General features: G+C 68.7%; 11 protein-coding genes and 1 tRNA gene. 6 read left to right on the plus strand and 6 right to left on the minus strand.

Annotated features, from left to right (window positions below; all coding sequences use genetic code 11):
- Position 1 precedes the first annotated feature (1 nt).
- Positions 2-604 carry a copper resistance CopC family protein gene (locus AB4089_RS04815; protein ID WP_441408149.1) on the minus strand — a complete coding sequence of 201 codons (603 nt, stop codon included), beginning with the start codon at positions 602-604 and terminating at the stop codon, positions 2-4.
- Between the two features lie 121 nt (positions 605-725).
- Here AB4089_RS04815 and AB4089_RS04820 point away from each other — a divergent pair, with 121 nt between their 5' ends.
- The 3 genes from AB4089_RS04820 (at position 726) to AB4089_RS04830 (ending at position 3624) form a co-directional block, all read left to right on the plus strand.
- Complete coding sequence (locus tag AB4089_RS04820) at positions 726-2168, plus strand: NCS2 family permease (protein WP_441408369.1); 1443 nt, start codon at positions 726-728, stop codon at positions 2166-2168.
- Positions 2169-2402: 234 nt separating this feature from the next.
- Complete coding sequence (gene hutG, locus AB4089_RS04825) at positions 2403-3380, plus strand: formimidoylglutamase (RefSeq protein ID WP_441408150.1); 978 nt, start codon at positions 2403-2405, stop codon at positions 3378-3380.
- 173 nt (positions 3381-3553) lie between these two features.
- Positions 3554-3624, plus strand: a tRNA-Cys gene (locus AB4089_RS04830).
- A 161-nt stretch (positions 3625-3785) separates the two neighbouring features.
- On the opposite strand, the gene AB4089_RS04835 is transcribed toward AB4089_RS04830, so the two are convergent.
- The 4 genes from AB4089_RS04835 to AB4089_RS04850 all read right to left on the minus strand — a co-directional run bounded on the left by AB4089_RS04835 (position 3786) and on the right by AB4089_RS04850 (position 8651).
- A complete protein-coding gene (locus tag AB4089_RS04835; RefSeq protein WP_090579075.1) occupies positions 3786-4022 on the minus strand; it encodes a hypothetical protein in 237 nt (78 codons plus the stop codon).
- A 151-nt stretch (positions 4023-4173) separates the two neighbouring features.
- Entirely contained in the window at positions 4174-5766 is a 1593-nt protein-coding gene (hutH, locus tag AB4089_RS04840) for a histidine ammonia-lyase (protein ID WP_441408151.1), read from the minus strand.
- 116 nt (positions 5767-5882) lie between these two features.
- Positions 5883-7580, minus strand: coding sequence for a urocanate hydratase (gene hutU / locus AB4089_RS04845; RefSeq protein WP_441408152.1), 1698 nt, complete (start codon positions 7578-7580; stop codon positions 5883-5885).
- Between the two features lie 273 nt (positions 7581-7853).
- Positions 7854-8651: an IclR family transcriptional regulator gene (locus AB4089_RS04850; protein WP_441408370.1), complete on the minus strand. Its 798-nt coding sequence runs from the start codon at positions 8649-8651 to the stop codon at positions 7854-7856.
- A 509-nt stretch (positions 8652-9160) separates the two neighbouring features.
- On the opposite strand from AB4089_RS04850, the gene AB4089_RS04855 reads away from it, so the two are divergent.
- Complete coding sequence (locus tag AB4089_RS04855) at positions 9161-10078, plus strand: SDR family oxidoreductase (protein WP_441408153.1); 918 nt, start codon at positions 9161-9163, stop codon at positions 10076-10078.
- Positions 10079-10146: 68 nt separating this feature from the next.
- Positions 10147-10587, plus strand: coding sequence for a protein-tyrosine phosphatase family protein (locus AB4089_RS04860; protein WP_441408154.1), 441 nt, complete (start codon positions 10147-10149; stop codon positions 10585-10587).
- Between the two features lie 40 nt (positions 10588-10627).
- Here the strand turns inward: AB4089_RS04860 and AB4089_RS04865 are convergent, their stop codons facing one another.
- Positions 10628-11599, minus strand: a complete 972-nt coding sequence (locus AB4089_RS04865) for an NAD(P)-dependent alcohol dehydrogenase (RefSeq protein ID WP_441408155.1) — start codon at positions 11597-11599, stop codon at positions 10628-10630.
- 277 nt (positions 11600-11876) lie between these two features.
- Between AB4089_RS04865 and AB4089_RS04870 the strand changes: the two genes are divergently transcribed.
- Positions 11877-13382, plus strand: a complete 1506-nt coding sequence (locus AB4089_RS04870; RefSeq protein WP_441408156.1) for an amino acid permease — start codon at positions 11877-11879, stop codon at positions 13380-13382.
- Positions 13383-13495: the final 113 nt, after the last annotated feature.

Consider the following 13495-nt stretch of genomic DNA (forward strand, 5'->3'; position numbering starts at 1 on the left):
GTCAGACCTCGGTGTCGCTTGCGTCGCCGCCGTTGCCCGGCGTGAGCCGGCGCTTGGCCATGAGGCCCAGGGCCACCAGGATGCCGACCGCGACGGCAACGAAGACCATGACGCTCCACGGGAACGGCTGTGAACCGGCCGGCGCCGGGGCGGGCGCCGGCGTGGTGCCCGGCTGGGCGGTTCCCATCGTGGGGACCGCAGCCGCCGTCGTCGTACTGGACGCAGCCGCCGTCGCGGTGAAGGTGAAGCTGCCCTCGATCGGGTGGCCGTCGGAACTGGCCACCCGCCAGTGCACGGTGTATTTCCCGGCCGGGGCGCCGGACTTCAGCTTCTGCGCGGCGACGTTGTCCACGATCTCCACCGGGCCGTCCGCCCAGTTGGCGCCCGCGGCGTCGTTGACCAGGATCTGCGAGCCCAGGGCCAGCGGATTGTGGTTGAACGTGACCGCGACCTGCTCCGGCGGCGCCGCAAGGGTTGCTCCGTCGGCCGGGCTGGAGGACTCCAGGGTGTCGTGCGCCGACGCCGGGCTCACTGCTCCCAACAGGACGGCCATGAGGACGACGGCGCCCAGCAGGGCACTGCGAAGCTGGCGGAAACGGCGCATGGGCAAGCTACTCCTAGTGTTGGCTTCCTTACAGACTAGGCGAAAACGCCGGGTTGGCCGTTGGGCTCCAAATAGGATTAAGGCAACACCCATCACCCCCGGAGGACTAATGCAAGACCTAATGCTCAAGCAGGGCTCCGCACTCGACCGGTATTTCAAGATCTCCGAACGGGGGTCGAACTTCTCGCGCGAGATCCGCGGAGGGTTCGCCACGTTCTTCGCCATGAGCTACATCGTGGTGCTGAATCCGCTGATCCTCTCCGGGCCGGACTCCACGGGCGCAACGCTGGGCTTCCCCGCTGTCGCCGCCGTCACCGCCTTCGTGGCAGGCATCCTCACCATCCTCATGGGCGCGTGGGCCAAGCATCCCTTCGCCATGGCCACCGGGCTCGGCGTCAACGCGTTCGTCGCCGTCACCGTGGCCACCAACCCCGGACTGTCCTGGCCGGACATGATGGGCCTGGTGATGCTCTCGGGCGTCACCATGCTGATCCTGGTCCTCACCGGTTTCCGGACCGCCGTATTCAAGGCCGTCCCCGAGGGACTCAAGACCGCGATCGTGGTCGGAATCGGCCTCTTCATCGCCCTGATCGGGCTCGTCAACGCGGGCTTCGTGCGGCGCATCCCGGATGTCGCCGGCACCACCGTCCCGGTCGGCCTGGGCTTCGACGGCAAGCTCCTGGGCTGGCCCACTTTCGTGTTCGTCTTCGGCCTGGTCCTGACCATCGCGCTGGTGGTCCGCAAGGTCAAGGGCGCCATCCTGATCGGCATCGTCGCCTCGACCATCCTGTCCGTGATCCTGGAAGCCACCCTGCACATCGGCCCCAGCTTTGACGGCACGAACCACAACCCGCAGGGCTGGTCCCTGGTGGCGCCGAAATTCTCCGAATGGGCGGCCCCGGACCTGTCCCTGCTCGGCCAGGCCAACCCGTTTGGTGCCTTTGAGCACCTCGGCTTCGTCGCGGCGACCCTGCTGGCGTTCGTAATCCTGCTCAGCATCTTCTTCGATGCCATGGGCACCATGGTGGGCCTGGCCACGGAGGCCGGCACCATCGACAAGGACGGCAACATCCCCAACGTCGACCGTGTGCTGCAGGTGGACGCCCTGGGCGCGATCATCGGCGGCGGAGCCTCCGTGTCCTCGAACCAGATCTACGTCGAATCCGGTGCCGGCATCGGCGAAGGCGCACGCACCGGCCTGGCCTCTGTCGTGACCGGCCTGCTGTTCCTCGTGGCCATGTTCTTCACCCCGCTGATCAACCTCGTGCCGTTCGAGGCCGTGGCCCCCGCGCTCGTGATCGTCGGCTTCATGATGGTCTCCCAGGTGGGCAAGATCGACTGGCAGGACTGGGGCATCGCGATCCCGGCCTTCCTGACCTTCACGCTCATGCCGTTCACCTACTCGATCGCCAACGGCCTGGGCGCGGGCTTCATCTCCTTCGTGCTGATCCGCCTGTTCCAGGGCCGGGCCCGCGAGGTGCACCCGCTCATGTGGGCTGTCGCGGGCGCTTTCCTGCTCTTCTTCGCGATCGGTCCCATCGAGGCGGCCCTCGGCATCCACTAGGGTCCGTTCGCCGGCCAGCCCCCTTCGCCCGCGGAGATGGCACTTCGCGGCAGTGTTTTTCGAAAACATTGCCGCGAAGTGCCTCCCCACCCGCGCCCTAACCTCGCAAGCTCGGTCAGGGAACCCTGCGGGCATGGGCCCCCTCGGCGGCTTTTAAGGGCAGTTTCCGGGATTCCGGACAGCCCGACGGCGGCGCCGCTGGTGTTCCGGCCCGGGCTGCGGTGAGCTAGGGGAATGGTTTCTCCCGCGCTCCCTGTTGATGTCCCGCCGCAGCCTTGGACGGGCCGGTTCGACGGCGATGGCGTCGAGCACCGGCGCTGGTGGCAGGCCGTCACACCCTTCACTCCCCCAACGCTCACTCCCCCCGCGGATCCGGCGGCGGCCGGCACAGGCCAGCGGCCCGCCGTCATCCTCGGCTTCGGCAGCGACGCCGGCGTGCGGCGCAACAAGGGCCGGACCGGCGCCGCGGCGGCCCCGGCCGCCATCCGCGCCGCACTCGGCCCGCTGGCCTTCCACCTGTCCCGGGACGTGCTCGACGCCGGTGACGTCACCGTGGCCGGCGACGCGCTGGAGGCTGGCCAGGCACGTGCCGGGCTCGCCATCACCAGGCTGCTGGACGCCGGGAGGCTCCCCGTGGTGCTGGGCGGCGGGCACGAAACCGCCTTTGCGAGCTACCTCGGCGTGGCCGGGTCCGCCGCGGTCCGGGAAGGCCTCACGGTCGGGGTGCTGAACCTCGACGCGCACTTCGACCTCCGCGACGAATCCGTGCCCAGCTCCGGCACGCCGTTCCTCCAGATGGCCCGGGCGGAAGCCGCGGCCGGCCGCGAACTGCGGTACGCCGTCGTCGGAATTTCCGAGCCGAACAACACCCGGGCGCTGTTCGGAACGGCAGAGGAGCTCGGCGTGGACTACCTGCTGGACGAGGACTGCTCGGCGGAGGCCGCACAGACGTTTGTCGCGGAGTTCCTGGCGCAAGTGGACGCGCTGTACCTGACCATCGACCTGGACGTGCTGCCGGCCTCGGTGGCCCCCGGTGTCAGCGCCCCGGCCGCCTACGGTGTGCCGCTGCCGGTGATCAGCGCTGTGTGCCGGCAGGTGGCCGCGAGCGGGAAGCTCCTGCACCTGGATATCGCGGAACTGAACCCGGAGTTCGATATCGACGGCCGCACCGCCAAGGTGGCCGCCCGGCTGGTCAATACGCTGCTGGGGTAGGCGCGCAGGGGTCCGGAGGCGCCAGCCGGGTTTCGCGGGCGTCCGGCCCAGCGTGGTCGGATGGGTGTCGCGGAAAGTCACAGTGCTCAATGTCGGGCAACCGGGCTCAACGCCGGGCAACCGGGCGAAACCAACCTTGGAGTGGACCCCTTGGCCTGCCTACTCTCGATGCACGTGGCGTACCCGAGCGGCCAGGGAGCTGCCTGCAAAGCAGCGCACGCGGGTTCGAATCCCGCCGTCACGTCTGGGGTTACTGGTCCATTCCCTGTCCCTGCGGGCCGTGGTCAGCCGCTAGGCAGGCCCCACAGAGAAAACCGGGGCCCACTCGCCTGACCGCACCACCTGGTGCGGAACGGCGAACGAGCCCCGGTTTCCTGCTGCAGTTTTGAAGCTGCAGTGTTAAAGCTACGCCCGGCGCACCTGCACGCCGTCGGACTGCAGGAAAAGCTGCGTCTCGGACGGCCCCGCGGGGACCAGCCAGAGCACATTTCCGCTCAGTGAGACTTCTTCGACCTCGCCGGCCGCAATGACCTGAGCGTGCTTGACGATTTCGACCCGTTCGCCGACCCGGAGGCCGCTCCAGTCGGAAACCGTCGCTGCGGATGCAAGGCGCCTGGACAGAACCGTGCCGCGTGCTTTCATAGAACTTTTACCCCTTTGTATGTGTTCTTTGCCACAACTTCATTGGTGTGACTTTCCATTTGTACTACAGTTCCCGGGCCCCCGCCTTCCGTGTCGCCAAAGATTTCGGGGACGCCGGGAATTGTTCAGCTGCCGTGCACTTTGTTTGTTATCAGGCCAGATTTCCGACGGCGGATTCGGCCGCCGCCCGGACCTTGCCCGACGCCACCAGGGCGTCCGCCCCTTCCAGCTCCGGCGACAGGAACCTGTCGGTGCCCGGACCGTCGACGACCTCGCGCAGCGCCGCGATCACTGCCGCGCCCGCGGGACCCGGCGTCAGTTCGCCGCCGGAGAGCTGGATGCGGATGTCCAGGGCACGGGCCGAGGTCACGAGTTCGACCGCCAGGACACGCCGCAGGTTCTCCACCGCGCGGCGGAGCTTGCGGGCCGCGTGCCAGCCCATGGATACGTGGTCCTCCTGCATCGCCGAGCTCGGGATCGAGTCCACCGACGCCGGGACGGCCAGCCGCTTGTTGTCCGAGACCAGCCCGGCCTGGGTGTACTGGGCGATCATGAGGCCCGAGTCGACGCCGGGGTCCGAGGCCAGGAAGGCGGGCAGCCCGTGCGAGCGGGCCGGGTCCAGCATCCGGTCGGTCCGGCGCTCGGCGATGGAGCTGAGGTCCGCGACGGCGATCGCCAGGAAGTCCAGCACGTAGGCCACCGGGGCGCCGTGGAAGTTGCCGTTGGAGCTGACGCGGCCGTCGGGCAGGACCACCGGGTTGTCGGTCGCGGCGGCCAGTTCGCGGGAGGCGACCAGGGCGGCGTGGTCAACGGTGTCGCGGACGGCGCCGGCCACCTGGGGTGCGCAGCGCAGCGAGTAAGCGTCCTGGACCTTGGTGTCGTTGATCCGGTGTGAAGCCACGATCGGGGAGTTGGACAGGACCCGGAGCATGTTGTCCGCGGAGGCGGCCTGGCCCGGGTGCGGGCGGAGGGCCGCGTGCAGTTCGGGCAGGAACACCTGGTCCGTGCCGAGCAGCGCCTCGACGCTGAGCGCGGCGGTGATGTCCGCCGTCGTGAGCAACTGGCGGATGTCCGCGATGGCCATCAGGAGCATGCCCAGCATGCCCTCGGTGCCGTTGACCAGGGCCAGGCCCTCCTTCTCGGCGAGGGTGACGGGTTCGATCCCGTGCTCGGCGAGGAGTTCCGCGACGGTGCGGCCGCCCTTGGCGCCGTACAGTTCCCCGTCGGGGCCGGTCGCTTCGCCTTCGCCCATGAGGACCAGGGCACAGTGCGAGAGCGGCGCGAGGTCGCCCGAGCAGCCGAGCGAGCCGAATTCGCGGACCACCGGGGTGATGCCGGCGTTGAGGACATCCACCATGGTCTGCAGGACCACGGGGCGGACGCCGGTGCGGCCGGAGGCGAGGGTCTTGGCGCGCAGGAACATGATGCCGCGGACCACTTCGCGTTCCACGGCCGGGCCCATGCCGGCAGCGTGGCTGCGGATGAGGGACTTCTGCAGCTGGGTGCGCAGCTCGTTGGGGATGTGCCGGTTGGCCAGTGCCCCGAATCCGGTGGAGATGCCGTAGGCCGGGACCTCGCTGTGAGCGAGGTCGTCGATGTGGGCGCGTACTTTGGCGACCGTATCGAGGGCGTCCTGGGCGATGGTCACCTGGGCGTCATGGCGGGCGACGGCGACGACGTCCTCGGGGGTCACTCCGCTGGAGCCGAGGGTGACGGTGAGCGGTGAGTGGGTGGTGATGGTCATTGTTATCTACCTAAATCTGATGGTTGAGCCGGCCCCTCATCGATTGCTCCGTAACGGCCCTTTTCAGGGCTCAAAACGGCGCTTACGGAGCAATCGACGAGGTTTCGCGGGCTTTGTTAGCGGGACTCGGACATGGGGATGCGGACGCCGCGTTCCTTGGCGACCTCGACGGCGCGGTCGTAGCCGGCGTCGACGTGGCGGATGACGCCCATGCCGGGGTCATTGGTGAGCAGGCGCTCCAGCTTTTCCGCGGCGAGGTCGGTGCCGTCGGCGACGGACACCTGACCTGCGTGGATGGAGCGGCCGATCCCGACGCCGCCGCCATGGTGGATGGAGACCCAAGTGGCGCCGGAGGCGGTGTTGAGCAGGGCGTTGAGCAGCGGCCAGTCGGCGATCGCGTCGGAGCCGTCGGCCATGGCCTCAGTCTCGCGGTACGGGGAGGCGACAGAGCCGGAGTCCAGGTGGTCGCGGCCGATCACGATGGGCGCCTTGACCTTGCCTTCCTTGACGAGCTGGTTGAACAGCAGGCCGGCCTTGGCGCGTTCGCCGTAGCCCAGCCAGCAGATGCGGGCGGGCAGGCCTTCAAACTCGACCCGTTCCTGCGCCGCGTCGATCCAGCGGTGCAGGTGCTTGTTCTCGGGGAAGAGCTCCTTGATGGCCTTGTCCGTAACCGCGATGTCCTCGGGGTCGCCGGAGAGGGCAACCCAGCGGAACGGGCCGAGGCCCTCGCAGAACAAGGGGCGGATGTAGGCCGGGACGAAACCGGGGAACTCAAAGGCACGGTTGTAGCCGCCAATGCGGGCCTCGTCGCGGATGGAGTTGCCGTAGTCGAAGACCTCGGCGCCGGCGTCCTGGAACTCGACCATGGCCTGGACGTGCTTGGCCATGGAGGCCTGGGCCTTCTTGGTGAAGCCTTCCGGGTCCGCCGCGGCTTCGCGGTGCCATTCCTCGACAGTGATGCCCTCGGGGAGGTAGCTCAGGGGATCGTGGGCTGAGGTCTGGTCCGTGACGATGTCCACCGTGAGCTCGCCGGCGTTGTGGCGGCGCAGGATCTCGGGGAAGACTTCGGCGGCGTTGCCGACGTAGCCCACGGACCAGCCGCGGCGCTCTTCCTTGGCTGCCAGGACCTTGGCGATCGCGGTGTCGAGGTCGGTTTCGACCTCGTCGAGGTAGCGCTTGCCGGCGCGGCGGCGCAGGCGGGTCTCGTCGACGTCGACGATCAGGCAGGCGCCCTCGTTCAGGGTGACGGCCAGCGGCTGGGCGCCGCCCATGCCGCCACAGCCGCCGGTGAGGGTCAGGGTGCCGGCGAGGGTGCCGTTCTCGTCCCCGGTGAGCTTGCGGGCGATCGCGGCGAAGGTCTCGAAGGTGCCCTGCAGGATGCCCTGGGTGCCGATGTAGATCCAGGACCCGGCGGTCATCTGGCCGTACATCATCAGGCCCTCGGCCTCGAGCCGGCGGAATTCTGGCCAGTTCGCCCAGTCGCCGACGAGGTTGGAGTTGGCCAGCAGCACACGCGGGGCCCATTCGTTGGTGCGGAATACGCCGACGGGCTTGCCGGACTGGACCAGGAGGGTCTCGTCCTTTTCCATGGTTTCCAGGGTGCGGGTGATGGCGTCGAACGCGGCCCAGGACCGGACGGCGCGGCCGGTGCCGCCGTAGACCACAAGGTCATCGGGGCGTTCGGCGACCTCGGGGTCAAGGTTGTTCATGAGCATGCGCAGCGGGGCTTCCGTCTGCCAGCTCTTGGCGGTGAGCTCGGTGCCGCGGGCAGCTTTGACCGGGCGGGCACCGGTGGTGAAATCGGCGGGTGCCATGAGGATCTCCTTTGTGGCTGGTTGTGTAGCTGGATGGTGTCTGGATGGCTGGCGTCTGTGCCAGCTTGCTTCTGTGCCGGGTGTATCGGGAGGAATGAGGTTCTGTATCAACTAAAGCCCCTTTGCGGCCTAGGAAACAGGCCGATCGCAGGGGTGCTGTCCGGGATTCCAGACCCTCCCTCTCCCCCGTTGCGCTATCACTTCCGGTCGCTAAAACGGGCGAATGGCAGCCCTAAGTGATAGTGCAACCTGGGGCGGGTGAGGGTGGTTGGGTCAGGCGGGGCGGCCGTGGATCCGGATCGAGAGCTCGTCGGCGACCTTCCGGACCCGGGCGGCCAGGACCGGCCACTGGTCCGCGGGCAGCTTCTCCTCAAGGAAGGTCACGGCGACGGCGGCCGTGGGCCACCCCACGTGGTCGGTCACGGCGGCGGCGATCGAGCCGAACCCGGGCGTCACCTCGCCATGTTCGGTGGCGTAGCCGCGCTGCCGCACCTGGTCCAGGTGGGAAGACAGGGCGGAGTACTTCATGATGGGCGACTCGGTCTCGTGCCGGGCCGAGAACGCGGCCGCGTTCGGGTACAGCGCCCGCACCTGGGACTTCGGCAGGGCAGCAAGAATCGCCCGCCCGCTCGCGGTGAGGTGGCTCGGCAGCCGGACCCCGACGTCGGTCACCAAGGACGGCCGGTTCTTGGCCCGCTCCTCCACGATGTAGAGCACGTCGCGGCCGTGCAGCACGGCCAGGTGGGCGCTTTCGCCAATCACATCCACAAGCGAGGCGAGCATTGGCCGGCCCAGCCGGGACAGAGGCTCCTGCCGGGAATAGGCCGAGCTGAGTTCGAAGGCGCTGATGCCCAGGCCGTAGCGCTGCTCCTCGTGCAGGTGCAGGACAAAGCCGTTCGCCTCCATCACGCCGAGCAGGTGGTAGACGCTGGAGCGCGGCAGCCCCAGTGCCGTGGCAATGTTCGACGCCGCCATCGGGCCGCGCTTGGAAGCCAGCAGCTTCAGGATGCGCAGGGTGTTCTCGGCGGCCGGCACCTTCGACGCCACCTTCGCCCCGGCGGTCCTGTGCACCGCTTTGGGCGCCGGCTTTTCGACGACGGCGGACTCAGCCGGCGCCTCAGGCGCCCCGGGCACCCCAGGCCCAGCGGGCTGAACTGGCGGCTGAGCCGGCGCCTGAGCTGCGGGCTGAACTGGCGGCTGAGCCGGCGCCTGAGCTGCGGGCTGAGCTGGCGACTGAACTGCGGGCTGGAAAACGGGCGGCGCCGCGGGCTGTGTCGCTGCGGCGGTGCTCTCGGCGGTGCTGGTGGCTGGCATGGATCCTTCTTCAGGGTTCGGGCGGTGTCCGGTATCCCGTACTTAAGCATGCGCCCTGCCGCGGTCCGCTGACAGTCTCGCACGGGATCCCTTGTCTGGGATTCCGGACAAGCTCCTGTTGCCAGGGCAGGGGCCTTCTGCCTCTGGCGGGGCCCGGCTCTCGATGTTCGGATGGGCCAGGAGCCGGGTCAAGGCAGTACCTTGGCAGTCCATTCGCTCCATCGCCGGACAGTCCGGAGTGGATAGTCCGGAGGGAAGGGAAGTTCATGGATTCAGCGTTGTCGGGCAGGGTCGCCCTCGTCGCCGGGGCCACGCGCGGCGCCGGCCGCGGCACCGCCGTCGCCCTCGGCGAAGCGGGAGCGGTGGTGTACTGCACCGGCCGCACGACCTCCCGCTACCGCTCCGACTACAACCGGCCCGAGACGATCGAGGAAACGGCCGGCCTCGTCAACGCCGCGGGCGGCAAGGGCATCGCCGTCGGGATCGACCACCGCGACGCAGCCCAGGTGGAAGCCCTCGTGCGCCGGATCGAGGCCGAGCAGGGCCGGCTGGACATCCTGGTGAACGACATCTGGGGAGGGGAGGACCTCATTGAATGGAACACTCCGCTCTGGGCCCACGATCTGAACGCCGGCCTGGAGATGCTCCACCTTGGCCTGGACACCCACCTCATAACGAGCCACTTCGCGCTTCCGCTCCTTGCCCGCGTGCCCGGCGGCCTCGTGGTGGAGATGACCGACGGCACGCGCGAATACAACGCGCGGCACTACCGGGTCTCCGTGTTCTACGACCTCGTCAAGTCCGCGGTGCTCCGCCTGGCGTTCAGCCAGGCCGAGGAACTGAAGTCCTCCGGGTGCACGGCACTGGCCCTCACGCCCGGCTGGATGCGCTCCGAAATGATGCTCGAACACTTTGGCGTCACCGAGGCGAACTGGCGGGAGGCGGCAAGCACGCAACCGCACTTTGCCGCGATCTCGGAAAGCCCGCTGTTCGTCGGGCGAGCAGTGGCGGCCCTCGCGGCGGACCCCAACGTGCATGGCCGCACCGGCGGCTCCTATTCCTCCGGGGCCCTGGCACGCGAGTACGGCTTCACCGACGCCGACGGCTCGCAGCCGGACTGCTGGCGATACCTCGTGGAAGTCCAGGAAGCCGGACTCGCCGCAGATGCCACCGGCTACCGCTGACTGCCGGCCAGACTCCGGCGGGTGCGGCCCACGGACAACACAAGGCGGGAAAGACTACGATCTGGAACATGAAGCAGACGTGGGAAGCTTCCGCGGACGGCGTCATGAGCCTTCCCTCCGGCCGGCTCATCCGTGGCCGCGGCCTGCATGACCCGGTTCCGGCGGGACCGTCGCCCGAATTCGGCGTGTACCTGCTGGGCAAGAAGCCGCCGCCCGTGGGCTGGGAGTCCCGGTGGGTGCTCTGGCCGGACCTTCGTCTGCCGGCCGACCATCCGGATGCCCTCGAGGCGTTCCGGGAGGCCTGGCGCCGGGCCGAGGCCGAACGCGTCGAAGTGGCCTGCTGGCGCGGCATCGGCAGGACCGGCACTGCACTGGCCTGCATCGCCATCCTGGACGGTGTCCCTCCCGGCCAGGCGGTGTCCTACGTGCGCCGCCAGTACCGGCGCCGGACGGTGGAGACTCCGTGGCAGCGGCAGTACGTCGCGCGGTTCCGGGCGGGGACGCCGTAGCCGTCGCGGCCACCAAAATGACGGTCACACCCAACGACGGTCACACGGTGACGACGGCCTTCCCCCGCACCTTGCCCTCGCGCAGGTCCCGGATGGCCGCGGGTGCGTCCGCCAGGGCGTAGACCTTGCCGATGACCGGGGTCACGGCCCCCGCCTCGATGAGCCCGGTCAGGAACCGAAGGTCCTCCGCGCGCTCCGTGGACATGACGCCCAGCAGCCGCTGGCCGACACCCACGGACAGGGCTGCCGCGCCAAGCGAGCGTCCAATACCGCCAGCCAGGCGTCCGCCGCCTTCCCCGCCGACGATCGCGAGGGTTCCCTTCGGCTTGAGCGCCCGCCGGAGGACGCTGAGCGGGCGGTTGCCGGCCGTGTCGACGATCAGGTCGAATTGCCGGGCCCCGTCCGCGAAGTCGTCGTGCTTGTAGTCGATCACGTGGTCCGCGCCGATCGAGCGGACCAGGTCTGTTTTGGCGGTGCTGCACACCCCGGTCACCTGCGCCCCGAACGCCTTGGCGAGCTGCACCGCGTACGCCCCGACGCCGCCGGCCGCGCCGATGACCAGGACCTCCTGCCCGGCCCGGACCCTTCCGGAGTCGCGCAGCGCTTGGAGGGCCGTGACAGCGGAGATCGGGACGGCGGCGGCCTGCTCGAAGCTGAGGTTCTTCGGCTTCAGCGCGAGCCGGTCCTCCTTGGCGCACACGTACTCGGCAAACGATCCCTCGCAGGTGCCGTACACCTCGTCCCCCGCCCGAAAACCGACGACGTTCCGGCCCGCGGCCTCCACCAGGCCCGCCACGGCCCGTCCCCGGATGCGGGTCTTCGGCTTCCTCAGCCCGTAGCCCACCACGCGGGTCAAATACGGAAGGCCGGTCATGAGGTGCCAGACGCCCTGGTCCACGCCGGCGGCCCGGACCCGGATCAGCACGTCGTCATCGCCAGGCACGGGGACCTCGACGTCGCGCAGTTCCAGCACCTCAACGGAACCGTAGACATCCTGAACGATCGCTTTCATGGTGCTTCTCCTTCAAGGTCGGGTACCGGAGGACGTCGTCGAGCGGCGGCTTCAAGCACTAAGGAAAACCTGACCTGGTGTCAAGAGGTTCGGCTCACTTCCGTTTGGGTCCGGCGACGACGACGGCGGCCGGCGCCGCGGGTGCCGTGCCGCGGGTGCCGCGGCGGCCGCACAGTCTGAAATCAAAGACACTAAGTCCTCGTGAGCCTCATCACAGCACGGCCGGACATGGTCTGCTGGATAGCGATCCCCCTCCCAATGACGAGAAGGTATTCGCATGCAACAAGCCCAAACCGCCACGAAGACGGCACCCGACGCAGCAGGCAACGGCAACGCCGGGGGCGCCGTCACCGCCGTCGGCGCCGCCGTCGACTCCGTACTCAGCCGGGGACTGAACGTCCGCCACATCCGGTTCATGGCGCTGGGCTCGGCGATCGGCACGGGGCTTTTCTACGGCTCCGCCTCCGCCATCCAGAAGGCCGGGCCCGCCGTCCTGCTTGCCTACATGATCGGTGGCGCCGCAGTTTTCATGGTGATGCGCGCCCTGGGTGAAATGGCGGTGCGGCATCCGGTGTCAGGATCCTTCGGCCAGTACGCGAGCCGTTACCTGGGCCCGCTGGCCGGGTTTGTGACCGGATGGACCTATGTCTTCGAGATGGCAATCGTGGCCATCGCGGATGTCACGGCCTTCAGCATCTACATGGGGTTCTGGTTCCCCGGGGTGGAGCGCTGGGTCTGGATCCTGGCCATCATCTTCTTCCTGGCGGCCCTGAACCTGCTCAGCGTCAAGGTCTTTGGCGAACTCGAATTCTGGTTCTCCATCATCAAAGTGGCGGCCATCATCGCGATGATCGCGGGCGGCGCGGCGATCATCGTTTTCGGCTTCCAGGCCGGCGGCGCGACGGTGGCGCCCGGGCTGGGCAACCTGGTGGAGCACGGGGGCCTGTTCCCTAACGGGTTCGAAGGGCTCCTCGCCTCCTTCGCGGTGGTCATGTTCGCTTTTGGCGGCGTGGAAACCCTCGGCATCACCGCCGGTGAGGCCGCCGATCCCAAAAAGGTGATCCCCAAGGCCGTCAACACCGTGCCCGTGCGGGTCCTGCTGTTCTACGTCTTGACCCTCGGCGTGCTGATGAGCCTGTTCCCCTGGGACGAAATTGGCAGCAACGGCAGCCCGTTCGTGCAGATCTTCAGCGGCCTGGGCATCCCGGCCGCGCCCCACATTCTCAACGCCGTGGTGATCACGGCGGCGCTCTCGGCCGTCAACAGCGATATCTTCGGTGCCGGCAGGATTCTCTTCGGCCTGGCCCGGCAGGGCCACGCCCCGGCGAGCTTCGGCAAGGTTTCCCGCCACGGGGTGCCGTGGATGACCGTTGTGATGATGACGGGCATCCTGCTGGTGGGCGTGGTCCTGAACGCCGTGATCCCGGAGGATGTCTTCTTGCTGATCGCCTCGATCGCGACCTTCGCCACTGTGTGGGTCTGGGCCATGATCCTCGCCTCCCATGTCGCCATGAAACGCGAGATCGACCGCAAGGGCCTCCCGGCGTCGGAGTTCCCCTCACCGTGGTGGCCGGCCGCTTCGGTGCTGACCATCGCGTTCATGGCCCTGGTGATCGTGATCCTTGGCGCCTTCGAGGACACGCGGGTGGCGCTGTATGTGGGCGCCGTGTGGCTGGGCGTCCTGGTGGTTGCGTACCGGCTCTGGGTCCGCGGCCACGGCCGGGTGCGGGCGGAACTCATCGACGAAACGGCCCAGCTGCCGCAGGTCCCCGCCGGGCGGTAGCACCGCCGCCGGCAGACTGCCGGTCGGTAGCACGGCCGACCGGCAGCCTGCCGGTCGGTCTGCCGGGCGGTAGCACGGCCATCCCCCGGCGCACCTGCCGCGAGCGGCCCCGC

Origin of the sequence: Arthrobacter sp. 2MCAF15, from assembly GCF_052115605.1 — a bacterium.
In the GTDB taxonomy this organism is placed as follows: Bacteria; Actinomycetota; Actinomycetes; order Actinomycetales; family Micrococcaceae; genus Arthrobacter.